This is a genomic window from Streptomyces sp. S3(2020), from assembly GCF_013044505.1.
Lineage (GTDB): Bacteria > Actinomycetota > Actinomycetes > Streptomycetales > Streptomycetaceae > Streptomyces.
The window spans coordinates 33,234-46,571 of sequence record NZ_JABERD010000037.1 but is presented as its reverse complement, the minus strand read 5'-3'; the positions used below and the strand labels follow the sequence as shown (position 1 = coordinate 46,571).

At 69.5% G+C, this 13,338-nt stretch carries 12 protein-coding genes; 2 read left to right on the top strand and 10 right to left on the bottom strand.

Features of this window, described 5'->3' with window-relative positions:
- Positions 1-14: 14 nt before the first annotated feature.
- The 7 genes from HLK59_RS14980 to HLK59_RS14950 form a co-directional block, all read right to left on the bottom strand.
- Positions 15-416, bottom strand: coding sequence for a cytidine deaminase (locus HLK59_RS14980; RefSeq protein ID WP_171141908.1), 402 nt, complete (start codon positions 414-416; stop codon positions 15-17).
- Positions 413-1,675 carry an ABC transporter permease gene (locus tag HLK59_RS14975; protein ID WP_171141907.1) on the bottom strand — a complete coding sequence of 421 codons (1,263 nt, stop codon included), beginning with the start codon at positions 1,673-1,675 and terminating at the stop codon, positions 413-415. Before HLK59_RS14975 ends, HLK59_RS14980 begins: the two co-directional genes overlap by 4 nt.
- Entirely contained in the window at positions 1,675-2,793 is a 1,119-nt protein-coding gene (locus tag HLK59_RS14970; RefSeq protein ID WP_171141906.1) for an ABC transporter permease, read from the bottom strand. Before HLK59_RS14970 ends, HLK59_RS14975 begins: the two co-directional genes overlap by 1 nt.
- A complete protein-coding gene (locus HLK59_RS14965) occupies positions 2,790-4,400 on the bottom strand; it encodes an ABC transporter ATP-binding protein (protein WP_346779732.1) in 1,611 nt (536 codons plus the stop codon). Before HLK59_RS14965 ends, HLK59_RS14970 begins: the two co-directional genes overlap by 4 nt.
- A 358-nt stretch (positions 4,401-4,758) precedes the next feature.
- Positions 4,759-5,811, bottom strand: a complete 1,053-nt coding sequence (locus HLK59_RS14960; RefSeq protein ID WP_171141905.1) for a BMP family ABC transporter substrate-binding protein — start codon at positions 5,809-5,811, stop codon at positions 4,759-4,761.
- A gap of 243 nt (positions 5,812-6,054) precedes the next feature.
- Complete coding sequence (locus HLK59_RS14955) at positions 6,055-7,092, bottom strand: BMP family ABC transporter substrate-binding protein (protein WP_346779730.1); 1,038 nt, start codon at positions 7,090-7,092, stop codon at positions 6,055-6,057.
- A 285-nt stretch (positions 7,093-7,377) separates the two neighbouring features.
- Positions 7,378-8,598, bottom strand: coding sequence for an amidohydrolase (locus HLK59_RS14950; RefSeq protein ID WP_171141904.1), 1,221 nt, complete (start codon positions 8,596-8,598; stop codon positions 7,378-7,380).
- 403 nt (positions 8,599-9,001) lie between these two features.
- Here HLK59_RS14950 and HLK59_RS14945 point away from each other — a divergent pair, with 403 nt between their 5' ends.
- Positions 9,002-9,274, top strand: a complete 273-nt coding sequence (locus HLK59_RS14945; protein ID WP_171141903.1) for a hypothetical protein — start codon at positions 9,002-9,004, stop codon at positions 9,272-9,274.
- Positions 9,275-9,284: 10 nt separating this feature from the next.
- Positions 9,285-9,947: a class I SAM-dependent methyltransferase gene (locus HLK59_RS14940; protein WP_171141902.1), complete on the top strand. Its 663-nt coding sequence runs from the start codon at positions 9,285-9,287 to the stop codon at positions 9,945-9,947.
- A gap of 17 nt (positions 9,948-9,964) precedes the next feature.
- Here HLK59_RS14940 and HLK59_RS14935 read toward each other — a convergent pair whose 3' ends face one another.
- Genes HLK59_RS14935 through HLK59_RS14925 form a run of 3 tightly spaced genes read right to left on the bottom strand, consistent with a single transcriptional unit; the run spans position 9,965 to position 13,241 of the window.
- Positions 9,965-11,032 carry a hypothetical protein gene (locus HLK59_RS14935; RefSeq protein WP_171141901.1) on the bottom strand — a complete coding sequence of 356 codons (1,068 nt, stop codon included), beginning with the start codon at positions 11,030-11,032 and terminating at the stop codon, positions 9,965-9,967.
- 32 nt (positions 11,033-11,064) lie between these two features.
- On the bottom strand, positions 11,065-12,006 hold the full coding sequence (locus tag HLK59_RS14930) for an N-acetylneuraminate synthase family protein (RefSeq protein ID WP_171141900.1): 942 nt from the start codon (positions 12,004-12,006) through the stop codon (positions 11,065-11,067).
- Positions 12,007-12,020: 14 nt separating this feature from the next.
- The gene (locus HLK59_RS14925) at positions 12,021-13,241 is read right to left on the bottom strand and encodes an N-acylneuraminate cytidylyltransferase (RefSeq protein ID WP_171141899.1); all 1,221 of its coding nucleotides are present in this window, start codon (positions 13,239-13,241) and stop codon (positions 12,021-12,023) included.
- Positions 13,242-13,338 lie beyond the last annotated feature (97 nt).

The window sequence follows — 13,338 nt, the reverse complement described above, 5'->3', positions numbered from 1 at the left end:
GGGCCGCACGGGAGTTACTTGGTGGTGAGATGACCCGGCCCGAAGGCCTGGGGCAGCATCTCCGAGAGCGGCAGGATGCCCGCCGGGGTCTCCAGCAGGAGATCGGGGCCGCCGAACTCGTACAACAACTGCCGGCAGCGGCCGCACGGGACGAGGACCTCACCGCGGCCGTCCACGCACGTGAAGTGCGTCAGGCGGCCGCCGCCGGTGCGCTGCAGCTCCGAGACCAGCCCGCACTCGGCGCACAGGCCGAGTCCGTAGGAGGCGTTCTCGACATTGCAGCCGGAGACCGTACGGCCGTCGTCGACGAGGGCCGAGACGCCGACGGGGTAGCCCGAGTAGGGGGCGTACGCGTGGCTCATCGCCTCGCGTGCCACCTCCCGCAGGGCGTCCCAGTCGAAGTCGGCGGAGGTCACTTCCCCTGCCCCTTCCGGTAGGGCAGTCCGTCCGCCTTCGGCATCCTCAGGCGCTGTGCGGACAGCGAGAGCACCAGCAGGGTGATGACGTAGGGGCTGGCCGTCACGACCTGGTTCGGGACCTCGTTCGTGGTGGTGTACCAGATGAACATGAGGGCCGAGATCGCGGCGGTGATGGCGGCGGGGACGTACTTCTTCTTCCAGGCGAGGTACGCGGCGCCGAACACCAGCAGGATCGCGATCAGCAGGATCAACGCGTGGACGTTGGTCGTGCCGCCGCGCAGCTTGAGGCTGTCGGTGTAGCCGAACAGGCCCGCGCCGAGGGCGAGTCCGCCCGGCATCCAGTTGCCGAAGATCATCGCGGCGAGACCGATGTAACCGCGGCCCGCCGTCTGGCCGTCGAGGTACACGTTGGACGAGACGATCGACAGGAAGGCACCGCCGAGGCCGGCGAAGCCGCCGGAGATGATCACGGCGATGTACTTGTACTTGTAGACGTTGACGCCGAGGGACTCCGCCGCGATCGGGTTCTCACCGCAGGAGCGCAGCCGCAGACCGAACGGCGTGCGCCACAGGATGTACCAGGAGGCGGGTACGAGGGCCACGGCGACGACGGTCAGGGGCGACAGGTTGGTGATCAGACCGCCGACGAGACCGGCGATGTCGGAGATCAGGAACCAGTGCTTGTCGTTGAGGGTCTCCAGCCAGCTGGAGAGGCCCGGGACGTCGAAGGTGCCCAGCGACTCGATCGGCGGGGACTGCTTGGAGGAGCCCTGCGGGGCCTCCTCGAAGGTGAACTTCGACAGATAGCGGGTGGTGCCGAGGGCCAGGATGTTCAGGGCCACACCGGAGACGATGTGGTTGACGTTGAAGGTCACCGTGGCGATTGCGTGCAGGACGGCGCCGAGGGCACCGCCGATGATGCCGACGATCACGCCGGTCCAGGGGCCCCACTGGTAGCCGGCCCAGGCGCCGAACCAGGTGCCGAGGATCATCATGCCCTCGAGGCCGATGTTGACGACGCCCGCGCGCTCGGCCCACAGACCGCCGAGGCCCGCGAGACCGATCGGGACGGCCGCGCGCAGGGCGGTGGACATCTGGCCGGTGGAGGTGATGCCGTCGGCGCCGGTGATCAGGCGCACGATCGACGTCAGGATCAGCACGCCCGAGATGATCAGGAGGAGGACGGGCAGCGACATGCGGCGACTGCCCTTGCCGGGCTTCTTGGCCAGCGCTTTGACGATGGTCGCGGTGGTCATCAGACCGCCACCTCCTTCTTGGTGTTGGCGGCGGCCGCGGCGAGCTCCTCGCCGACGCGCTTCTGCTGGCGGCGCAGGCCCCAGGTGCGGACGACCTCGTAGGAGATGACGACCGCGAAGACGATCAGGCCCTGCATGATCGTGGCGATCTCCTTCTCGTACGGCTCGGGGGTCGCGTAGTCGAGAGCGGGGGACGCCTTGTCGAGGAAGGCCCACAGCAGTGCGGCGAGCGCGATGCCACCGGGGTGGTTACGGCCGAGCAGTGCGATGCCGATGGCGGTGAAGCCGAGGCCGGCCGGGAAGCTGAGGCTGTAGGTGTGGGTGTCGCCGAGCAGCAGCGGCAGACCGGAGATGCCGGCGACCGCGCCGGAGATCAGCATCGCGGTGAGGACCATGCGCTTGGCGTTGACGCCGGAGGCCGCGGCGGCGGTCTCGGACTCGCCGGTGGCCCGCAGGTCGAAGCCGAAGCGGGTGCGGTTGAGGACGGCCCAGTAGCCGATGCCCATCGCGACGGCGAGGAAGACCAGACCGTAGATCTCGCCGACGTCGGAGCCCAGGTCGATGCCGGGGACCCAGCCGGACTCCTTCATCACACCGGTGGTGACGTTGTCGCCGAGCGGGACGCCCCAGTTGTCGGTGAGGGTGAGGTAGCCGATGACGCTGGTGGCGATGGAGTTCAGCATGATCGTCGCGACGACCTCGCTGACGCCCCGGGTCACCTTCAGGATGCCGGCGATACCGGCCCACATGGCGCCGGTGAGGGCGCCGACCAGGAGCAGCAGCGGGACCTGGAGGAAGGACGGCAGTGCCACGTGGGCGCCGACCACCGCGGTCATCATGGCGCCGAGGCGGTACTGGCCGTCGACACCGATGTTGAACAGGTTCATCCGGAAGCCGAGGGCGACCGCGAGGGCGGCGATGTAGTACATCGACGCCTGGTTGACGATCAGTACCTGGACGTCGGAGTAGCCGGCCTGCTCCAGCATGAGCGTGTACGGCTCGATCGGGCTCTTGCCCGAGGCGATCAGCACGACCGAGGTCAGCAGGATCGCCGCGACGAGCGCCAGGGCCGGTCCGGCCACGGCGAGGAGCAGGCGCTCCTTGTCGAACTTCTTCATCGGGCCTCGTCCTCCGGGGCGCTCTCGTCCTCGACGTGCTCAAGGTGTCCGGTGGCGGCACCCGTCATGGCGGAGCCGAGCTCCTCCGGGGTCACGGTGGCCGGGTCGGCGTCGGCGACCAGCCTGCCGTTGTAGATCACACGCAGGGTGTCCGACAGGCCGATGAGCTCGTCCAGGTCGGCGGAGATCAGCAGCACGGCGAGGCCCTCGCGGCGGGCGTCGCGGATGCGGTCCCAGATCTGGGCCTGCGCGCCGACGTCCACACCGCGGGTGGGGTGGGCGGCGATCAGGAACTTGGGGCTGTGGCTCATCTCGCGGCCGACGATCAGCTTCTGCTGGTTGCCGCCGGACAGGGAGGCCGCGGTGACGTCGATGCCGGGGGTACGGACGTCGTACTCCTCGACGATGCGGCGGGTGTCGGCCTGGGCCGCCTTCGGGGTCAGCCAGAAGCCCTTGGCGTTGGGCGTCTCGGTGACATGGCCGAGGATGCGGTTCTCCCAGAGGGGGGCCTCCAGGAGCAGGCCCTGGCGGTGGCGGTCCTCGGGGATGTAGCCGACGCCGGACTCGCGGCGCTTGCGGGTGGCCCAGGAGGTGACGTCCGTGCCCTCGAAGAAGATGGCTCCGGAGTCGGCGTTCCTGGTGCCGATGAGGGCGTCGATGAGCTCGGTCTGGCCGTTGCCCTCGACACCGGCGATGCCCATGACCTCACCGGCGTGGATGGTGAAGGAGACGTCGTCGAGGACCCGCTTGACCTCGCCGCCCTCCGCGGCGAGACCGACACCGCCGGAGGGTTCGGCCTCGACGCCCAGGGAGGCGCCGCCGGACGCGTAGACGGTGAGGTCCTTGACCTCGATGACGGCCCGGTCGGTGACGGTCGACTCGGCGGTCTCCGGGGTGGGGAGTTCGCTGCCGACCATCATCTCGGCGAGCTGGCGCGGGGTGGTCTCGGACGGGACGGCGGTGCCGACCGTCGTGCCGCGGCGGATGACGGTGATCTCGTCGGCGACGGAGAGGACCTCGCCGAGCTTGTGGGAGATGAAGATGACCGACAGGCCCTCGGACTTGAGCTCGCGCAGGTTGTCGAAGAGCGCGTCGACCTCCTGCGGCACCAGGACGGCGGTGGGCTCGTCGAGGATCAGGGTGGAGGCGCCGCGGAAGAGGACCTTGAGGATCTCCACGCGCTGGCGCTCGGCGACACCGAGGTCCTCGACCAGGGCGTCGGGGCGGACGCCGAGGCCGTAGCGGTCGGAGATCTCCTTGATCTTCTTACGGGCGTTGCCACCGATGCCGTACAGCTTCTCGCTGCCGAGCACCACGTTCTCCAGGACCGTGAGGTTGTCCGCGAGCATGAAGTGCTGGTGGACCATGCCGATGCCGCGGGAGATCGCGTCGGCGGGGCTGGAGAAGGTCACCTGTTCGGTGCCGACCGCGATGGTGCCCTCGTCCGGCTTCTGCATGCCGTAGAGGATCTTCATCAGGGTCGACTTGCCGGCGCCGTTCTCGCCGACGAGGGCGTGGACGGTGCCCTTGCGGACCGTCAGGTGGATGTCGTGGTTGGCGACGACACCCGGGAATCGTTTGGTGATCCCCGCCAGCTCCACCGCGATCGGCGACTGAGCTGTGAGCGGAGGGCTGCTGGTCGCTTCGATGGCGCACTCTCCCTGGAAAAGGGGCCGCTCTACGCGCGTAGCGCCCCTGCTTTAAATAGTGCCCGGACCTGATCGTTCTTTTCTGACGGACGATCCGTTCCGAGCATTCTGCCGCGCGAACGGGGCGCGGCACCCCTGGCGTCGATCCCGCGCCGTCCGCCCGGAGGGCGGGACGGGTGGCGTCCGGACATGCGTTCCGGACGCCACCCGGCAGACGCGGGAGCGATGCCAGGGGCGAATCCTCTCCGCGCCCCGTTCCGTGGCCGTAACGCTGCCATTACAGCGTTCTTTTGGCCAAGGCCTCTACCCGGAAGGGTCAGGAGGTCTTCACGGTGATGGTGCCGTCGATGATGCCCTCGGACGCCTTCTTGATCGCGTCCTGGATCTTGGTGTTGTCCGCGAACTCCGGGTTGGAGTTCGAGACGCTCACGCCGCCGTTGGAGAGGCTGCCGCGGACGACGCCGGTCTCCGGCTTGCCGTCCTTGACGGACTTGGCGAGCTCGTAGACCGCGCCCTCGACGTTCTTCATGGCCGAGGTGAGGATCGAGGACTTGTACGCCTTCAGCGCGTCCTGGTTGTACTGGTCGGAGTCGACGCCGATCGCCCAGATCTTGGCGGCGCTGGCGGCCTTGATGACGCCCTGGCCGGACAGACCGGCGGCGGCGTAGATGACGTCCGCCTTGTCGTCGATCATGCCCTCGGCGGCGCTCTCACCCTTGTCGGGGCTGGAGAAGCCACCCTCGGCGGCGGTCTCGGTCAGGTACTGCTCCTTGACCGTGACGCCCTTCTTGGTGTCCTCGACGCCCTGCTTGAAGCCCGCGCCGAACTTGTGGATCAGCGGCACGTCCACACCACCGACGAAGCCGACGACGTCGGACTTGGTGGACAGCGCGGCGGCGACACCGGCGAGGTAGGAGGCCTGCTCCTCGTGGAAGACGAGGTCGGCGACGTTGTCGGCCTTGATCTGCTCGTCGTCGACGATGCCGAAGGTGGTCTTCGGGTACTTGGCCGCGGCCTCCTTGACGGCCGGCGCGTAGGCGAAGCCGACGCCGATGACCGGGTTGTAGCCCTGCTTGGCGAGGTTCTCCAGACGCTGGACCTTGTCCGCGTCCGACTCGCCGTCCTGCGGCTCGACGGCCGTGGACTTGTAGCCGAACTCCTTGTCGGCCTTGTCCAGACCGGCGGTCGCGGCGTCGTTGAAGGACTGGTCGCCCTTGCCGCCGACGTCGTACGCCAGGGCGAGGCCCAGGTTCTTGTCGCTGCTGGAGGAGGAGGACGAGGAGGTGGACGAGCTTCCGCAAGCGGAAACGGTCACGGCAAGAGCTGCGGTTGCAACGCCTGCAACCGCGATACGGGACACCCGGCGCATGGAACGAGACTCCTTTGTGCAAGCGCCCAAACCAGGCGCTGGTTCCGCCGCAGCGTAACGCGCGTAGACCAGACGGAAAACCCCTTCTGTCCGGTCCGTTACCGAGCTGTGGCCACAGTTGGTGGACAGACTACGGACAGCAGTACGCCCCTTGCGGGAAGCAAGGGGCGTACGAGCTGCAACGCTGCCCGAGAGGGCGTACGAAAGGCCTCTTACGGCCTCACCTCCGCCTCACTTCCGGCCTTACGAGGTCTTCACCGTCACCTTGCCGTCGATGATGTCCTGCTTGGCCGCGTCGACCGCCGCGACGACGTCCGTCATCGCCTTGTACTTCGGGTTGGAGTCGGCGAAGCCCACGCCGCCGGACTTCAGGTCGCCGCGGACGACACCGGTGAGCGGCTTGCCCTCGTAGACCGACTTGGCGAGCTCGTAGACCGCGCCGCCGACGTTCTTCAGCGCCGAGCCGAGGATGTAGTCCTTGTAGTCCTTGAGCGCGGACTGGTTGTACTGGTCGGAGTCGACGCCGATCGCCCAGATCTTGTTGGCGGCGGCCTCGGAGATCACGCCCTGACCGGACAGGCCGGCGGCGTGGTAGATGACGTCGGCGCCCTTCTCGATCTGGCCGCTGGCCGCCTCCTTGCCCTTGTCCGGGCTGGAGAAGCCGCCCTCGGCGGGGGTCTCCGTCAGGTACTGCGACTCGATCTTGATGCTCGGGTCGACGGACTTGACACCCTGCTCGAAGCCCGCGCCGAACTTGTGGATCAGCGGGATGTCCACACCGCCGATGAAGCCGACGTGCTTGGCCTTGGAGGCCTTGGCGGCGGCGACGCCCGCGAGGTAGGAGGCCTGCTCCTCGGAGAAGACCATGTCGGCGACGTTGTCGGCCTTGACCTGCTCGTCGTCGATGACACCGAAGGTGACGTTCGGGAACTTGGCGGCGACCTCCTTGACGGCCGGCGCGTAGATGTAGCCGACGCCGATCACCGGGTTGTAGCCGGCCTTGGCGAGCTCGGTCAGACGCTGGATCTTGTCCGCGTCGGACTCGCCGTCGCTCGGCTGGACGTCCCGGCCGCCCATCTTGAATTCCTTGTCGGCCTGCTCGAAGCCGGCGTAGGCGGCGTCGTTGAACGACTGGTCGCCACGGCCGCCGATGTCGTACGCCAGGCCGATGCCCTTGCCGGTGTACTTGCCGGACTCCGACGCCGATGCCTTGTCACTGCCGGCCTTCGTGCTGGACTCGCCACAGCCGACGGCCGCGAGCGCGATGACCGAAACGGCCACCACTGCTTGGGAGAACCTGGTCCTCCGAGATATGGAACGCACAGCAAGCACCCCTTCATCCCACGGCCCGTCGAACGGCCCGCTTCCCCAATGCGCCGCCTCTGGTGGCCATTTCGGCGCACAGTAACGCGCGTAGAAGAGGAGGGGAACGGGGTTTCTCGCGGCCGTTATCGAACCGTGCCGACATCGGGTTACGTTCGCCGCTCGCGGGTTACGCCCGGGTGACACAAGGGGATGAAGGGGTGCCAAACCGGCCACCCCTTCACAAGATCTTCTTCAGGTGTCTCAGGAAGCTCCATCGAGCAGCGCGGCGGCGGTGAACAGCTCCACGCCCGCCGTGATCGCCGACTCGTCGGCGTCGAAGTCGCCCTGGTGGAGATCGCGTACGGTCCGCTCCCCCGGTGTGCGGACGCCGAGCCGGGCCATGGCTCCCGGCACATGCTCCAGATACCAGGAGAAGTCCTCGCCACCGAGGCTCTGCTCGGTGCCCTCGACCGAGGCGGCACCGCGCCGGGCGGTCATGGCGTCACGCAACAGGTCGGTGACCGCGGGGTCGTTGACGACGGGCGGCACACCGCGCACGTAGGTGATCTCCGACTTGGCGCGATGCAGGTTGGCCACCTCGTCGATCGCGGCGACCACGACGTCGGGTGCCTGGCGCCAGGCCTCGATGTCCAGGCAGCGCACGGTGCCGGAGAGCTCGGCGTGCTGCGGAATGACGTTGGGCGCGTGTCCGGACTCGATCCGGCCCCAGGTCACGGCGAGCCCGGCCCGGGTGTCGATGCGCCGGGCGACGATCGCGGGCACGTCGATGACGACCCGCGCGGCGGCCGTCACCAGGTCCGTCGTCAGATGCGGGCGCGCGGTGTGTCCGCCGGGTCCGCCGAGGGAGATCTCCAGCCGGTCGCACGCGGAGGTGATGGCACCGGCCCGCAGCCCGATCCGCCCGGCGTCCACCCGGGGATCGCAGTGCACGGCGATGATCCGCCCGACCCCGTCGAGGACCCCGCACTCGATGGCGTCGGCGGCACCGCCGGGCAGCACTTCCTCGGCGGGCTGGAAGACCAGCCGCACGGGCCGCGGCAGCCGTCCCTGCCGATGAAGATCGGCCAGTACGAGGCCGGCCCCGAGCACGACCGTCGTATGCACGTCGTGCCCGCACGCGTGGGCCCGGTCCGGCACGGTCGAGCGATACGCGCAGTCACTCTTCGTGTCCGGAATGGGAAGGGCGTCGATGTCGGCCCGCAAGGCGAGCGCGGGAAGCCCCGCGTCCCAGTCCCCGATGTCACACACGAGCCCGGTACCCACCGCGAGCACACGCGGCCGCAGGCCGGCCTTCTCCAGCCGTGCCTTGATGGCGGCGGTCGTACGGAACTCCTGGTTGCCGAGCTCCGGATGCATGTGCAAGTCACGTCGGAACGCGACAAGTTCGGCACGCAGCGACTCCGGCAGCGTGCCGGGAAGCGGAGCTTCCGCGGGAAGACCGGCCTCGGACTCTAGGGACATCAATTGCTTCACCCTCTGAAGGGTAGGACGCCAGGCCGACCAACTGCCCCTCGATCAACAAAAGTTCAACCCGTTAGGGGAAGAAAATCTGGCCGCTCGACGCATACGTATCGACTGGGATGGGTAAACTCGCCCGCTTTTCCGGTCGAGTGGATCATGAAATCCGCGGAGAGGGACCGACCGTGGACATCCGGCCACATCCGTCACTCATCCACTCCTCCCTCCACGGATACCACGCGCGGTGCCCGCCCCGTCGGCTCTGTTCACCTGTCGGGACCGCACAGCCCCGGTTATCCACCCCGCCTCCACTGAGACGCTTGTTCCGGTCCCGGAATCATCACCGCCGCGTGACTTTTCCGCCACGCGGAGCGACGGCCGGGCCGGCGGCGGGCAGGCTTCCCGTATGGCGATCCACGGGGTACAGGACTGGCAGGCGTGCGGCTGCGGCGAGGAGCACATCCCGGGGCTGCTGGCGAGAGTCGGTCTCCTCGGGACGACGGGCCTGCTCCTGGCCATGCTGGTGATCATGCTCCTGGCGGGCTGGCTGCTCGCGACGGCGGTCTGGCTGATCCGCCGCCGGCGACCGTCGGTGACCGCCGAGGACTCCCCGCCCGGCTCCCTGTCGGGTTTCACCTGGACGGCCGACGAACACCTGACGGACGACAGGCCCCGCTAGGGTGCGGCCCGTGACCGCCGAGACCCCGGAATTCATACGGAACACCCGCACCTCGTACGACACGATCGCCGACGACTTCGACCAGCGGTTCCCCGCCGACGGTCTGGACGGCCTGGTCCTGGAGCGCGCGCTCTTCGGTGCCTTCGCCGAGCTGGTCCGGGCGAGCGGCACCCGCGCCCCCGTCGCCGACCTCGGCAGCGGACCCGGGCACGTGACCGCGCTGCTGCACGGCCTGGGCCTGCCCGTGTTCGGCGTCGACGTCTCGCCCCGGATGGTGGAGCTGGCCCGGCGCAACCATCCCGGCCTGCGGTTCCACGTGGGGTCGATGACCGCCCTGGACCTGCCGGACGCGACGCTGGGCGGGATCACCGCCCTGTACTCGATCATCCACGTCCCCGACGGGCATCTGCCCGCGACGTTCGCCGAGCTCCACCGGGTGCTGGAGCCGGGCGGGCAGCTGCTCCTCGCCTTCCAGACCGGTGCCGAGGAACGTCTGCACCTCGCCGAGCGGTTCGGGCACGAGATCGCGCTCGACTACTACTGGCGGGACCCGGACGCCGTCGCCGAGCGGCTCGGCGAGGCGGGCTTCCGGTTGTACAGCCGGGTCGTACGCGAGGCACAGGAGGGCGAGGTGCGGCCGCGCGCCTTTCTGCTCGCCCGCAAGGAGGGCTGACAGGGCGCGCGGCGGGCTCACACCGCGGTGACCGAAGACAGCCGGTGCACGTCCCTCGCCTTGCCCGTCACGCCGGACAGGAAGCCCTGGGCGCGCGGGGAGGCGGTCTCCGTGAGCCAGTCGGGGTCGATGTCGCAGACCGCGACGCGGACGTCGGTGCCCACCAGGGCCAGGGGCAGGGTGTGCACGACGGTCGAGGGGAAACTCAGGATGGTGCGGCCGATCGGGCCGCGGCGGGCGATCAGCTCCAGCGGGAGGTCCGGGCGGACGATCTCCAGGCCCGTCTCGACCGCGAGGCGGTGGAGCTTGTCCGTGCTCTCGCGGCGGTGGGCGAAGTAGCGGGTGGTGCCGTGCGCCTTGGCGAGCGAGCGGACGGCCTCCAGGTAGCGGTCGCCGTCCACCACGCCCGTCTCCACCAGGGACGTACCGACCATGTCGGCGCCCTTGGTGATGCGGGGCGGTCCGAAGCGGGCGCGGGTCCAGGCGAAGGTGTGGGGCGAGACGGTCACGCCCGCCGGGGTCTCCTCCATCGGCATGGAGGAGAAGATCTGCACCCGGCGACGCTCGCTCGGGGTCAGGCGCCGGCGGGCCGAGGAGGACACCGGCGCGAAGACCAGGTCGCGGGGGCCGGGCCGGCCGCCCTTGCGGTGCCAGCGCACCAGGCGTTCGCCGCGGGCGAGTTGGGTGACGAACTCCATGGTGGCCGTGCCGTCGTCCACGACGACCAGGTCGGCGGCCCGGGTGATGGTCAGCAGCAGTTGTACGTAGCGGGAGAAGGGGTCGCCCAGGACGACCCGGTCCGCCCTGCGGAGCATGCCCGCGAGGCCGCCGATGGTCTGGAAGGGGGCCGCGGGGCCGCCCCGGGCCTCCTCCCAGCGGACCGCGTGACCCTCGTCCCTGGCCAGCTCGGCCATCCGGCGGAGCTGGCCGCGGGTCATGGGGTCGGTCGGGGACAGCACGACGACGGTGAGCCCCGCGCCGGGTGCGTGGGCATGCGCCCACTCCAGCACGTTCAGGAGCTGTACCGGGCTCTCGACGAACGCGAGAGTGGAGTTGCTGCCGGTGGACCCGGCGCGGCGGCTCATCGACGTACGACCGTCTCCTAAAGGGTTCGACCTCAGACCGAGACCGGCTCGCCCGCGGCCGCGGCGATCTCCGCCTCGGCGACGACGCCCGAGACCCGGCGCAGCTTCTTCATCGGGCCGAGCTCGGAGTCGTAGACCTTCTTGACGCCGTCGCCGAGGGAGGCCTCGATGGTGCGGATGTCGCGCACCAGGCGCGTCAGGCCCTGGGGCTCGACGGAGGCGGCCTGGTCGGAGCCCCACATCGCGCGGTCGAGGGTGATGTGGCGCTCGACGAAGGTGGCGCCCAGCGCGACGGCGGCCAGCGTGGTCTGGAGGCCCGTCTCGTGGCCGGAGTAGCCGATCGGGACGTTCGGGTACTCCTCCTGGAGGGTGTTGATGACGCGGAGGTTGAGCTCCTCGGCCTTCGCCGGGTAGGTCGAAGTGGCGTGGCAGAGAAGGATGTTGTCGCTGCCCAGGACCTCGACCGCGTGGCGGATCTGCTTCGGCGTCGACATGCCCGAGGACAGGATGATCGTGCGGCCCGTGGCGCGCAGGGCGCGCAGCAGCTCGTCGTCCGTGAGGGACGCGCTCGCCACCTTGTGGGCGGGGATGTCGAACTTCTCCAGGAAGGCGACGGCCTCGGTGTCCCACGGGGAGGCGAACCAGGCGATGCCCTTCTCCTTGCAGTACTCGTCGATCTGGCGGTACTCGTCCTCACCGAACTCCACGCGGTGGCGGTAGTCGATGTAGGTCATGCGGCCCCAGGGGGTGTCGCGCTCGATGTCCCACTGGTCGCGCGGGGTGCAGATCTCGGGGGTGCGCTTCTGGAACTTGACCGCGTCGCAGCCGGCTTCGGCGGCCACGTCGATGAGCTTGAACGCGTTCTCCAGCTCGCCGTTGTGGTTGATGCCGATCTCGCCGCAGATGTAGACGGGCTGGCCGGGGCCGGCGATGCGCTCGGTGCCGAAGGTGCGCAGACGGGAGTTGACAGACATGAGGGGAACGTTCCTTACCTGTTGAGGGAGTCGAGAGAGGGGCCGAGGATCCAGCTGGCGATCTCTCGGATCGCGCCGTCGCCACCGGGGAGGGTGGTGACCGCACGGGCGGCGCCGCGTACCACGTCGTGGGCGCTCGCGACCGCCACGGGCCAGCCCACGAGGGCGAAGCACGGGAGGTCGTTGACGTCGTTGCCGACGTAGAGCACGCGCTCGGGCGCGATGCCCTGCTCCTCGCACCACTGCTTGAGTGCGAGGTCCTTCCGGTCGATGCCGTGCAGGACCGGGAGCTTGAGCTTCCGGGCCCGGGCGGCGACGACCGGGTTCTGCTCCGTGGAGAGGATCAGCATCTCCAGACCGCTGTTGCGCAGGGCGGCGATGCCGAGGCCGTCTCCGCGGTGCACGGAGACGAACTCCTTTCCATCGGCGTCGATCAGCACCCGGTCATCGGTCTGGGTGCCGTCGAAGTCGAGGACTACGGCGTCGATGTCGTCGTAGGTGGGAAGGGCGCCGGGCCGGTCGGCGTCGAAGAGGGGCGCGAGCGCCCGCGCCCTGGCGAGGTCGTGCGGGTCGTCGATCTCCAGGACGCGCGCGGCGTCGGTGCGTACGAGCTCCGTGCGGCCGAAGAAGCGGTGCTGGTGCTCGCGGAAGCCGGCCGCGTCCATCGCGTAGGCGGCGCCGGTCTCCAGGAGGTCCTGGGGGCGGTCCTGGCGGCGCGGGCGGTAGGACTTGTCATGGTTGACGCCGAAGCCGCCGCTCTCCTCGGCGGAGTCGGCCTCGTCGCGCCAGACGAAGCCGTGGAAGGGGGCCACGGTCACCGCGGTGTCGGCACCGGTCTCGACGACTGCGCCCGCCACCGCGTCGATGTCCTCGCGGACCAGGAACGGGCTGGTGCACTGCACGAACACCACCACGTCGACCGCCGCCCCGTGCAGCGCCTCGTGGGTGTCCATCGCGTGCAGCACCGCGGCCTCGGAGGTCGCCGTGTCCCCGGCGATGGCGGCGGGCCGCAGCACGACCTCGGCACCGGCCTCGCGGGCCGCGGCGGCGATGGCCTGGTCGTCGGTGGAGACGACGACATCGGTGACCAGCCGGGTGGCGAGGCACTCACGCACCGCCCGGGACACCAGCGGCACGCCCCCGACGGGGGCGAGGTTCTTCGCGGGCACACCCTTGGAGCCACCGCGGGCAGGAATGACGGCGAGCACACGACGCACCGCCGGGGAGTCGGACATGGGTCGCACTCCTTGTGCAGGGTTCACAGAGGTAGGGAGGGGGTCGGCGAAGCCGCCCCCTAGGGGCGCGGGGAACTGCGCGACCAGCCCGGACGGC

What these genes read in the sequence shown, in the direction of transcription:
- HLK59_RS14975 (WP_171141907.1), bottom strand. Translation starts at nt 1,675, where the DNA reads ATGACCACCGCGACCATCGTCAAAGCGCTGGCCAAGAAGCCCGGCAAG.
- HLK59_RS14925 (WP_171141899.1), bottom strand. Translation starts at nt 13,241, where the DNA reads ATGTCCGACTCCCCGGCGGTGCGTCGTGTGCTCGCCGTCATTCCTGCC.
- HLK59_RS14950 (WP_171141904.1), bottom strand. Translation starts at nt 8,598, where the DNA reads ATGTCCCTAGAGTCCGAGGCCGGTCTTCCCGCGGAAGCTCCGCTTCCC.
- HLK59_RS14935 (WP_171141901.1), bottom strand. Translation starts at nt 11,032, where the DNA reads ATGAGCCGCCGCGCCGGGTCCACCGGCAGCAACTCCACTCTCGCGTTC.
- HLK59_RS14970 (WP_171141906.1), bottom strand. Translation starts at nt 2,793, where the DNA reads ATGAAGAAGTTCGACAAGGAGCGCCTGCTCCTCGCCGTGGCCGGACCG.
- HLK59_RS14960 (WP_171141905.1), bottom strand. Translation starts at nt 5,811, where the DNA reads ATGCGCCGGGTGTCCCGTATCGCGGTTGCAGGCGTTGCAACCGCAGCT.
- HLK59_RS14945 (WP_171141903.1), top strand. Translation starts at nt 9,002, where the DNA reads ATGGCGATCCACGGGGTACAGGACTGGCAGGCGTGCGGCTGCGGCGAG.
- HLK59_RS14930 (WP_171141900.1), bottom strand. Translation starts at nt 12,006, where the DNA reads ATGTCTGTCAACTCCCGTCTGCGCACCTTCGGCACCGAGCGCATCGCC.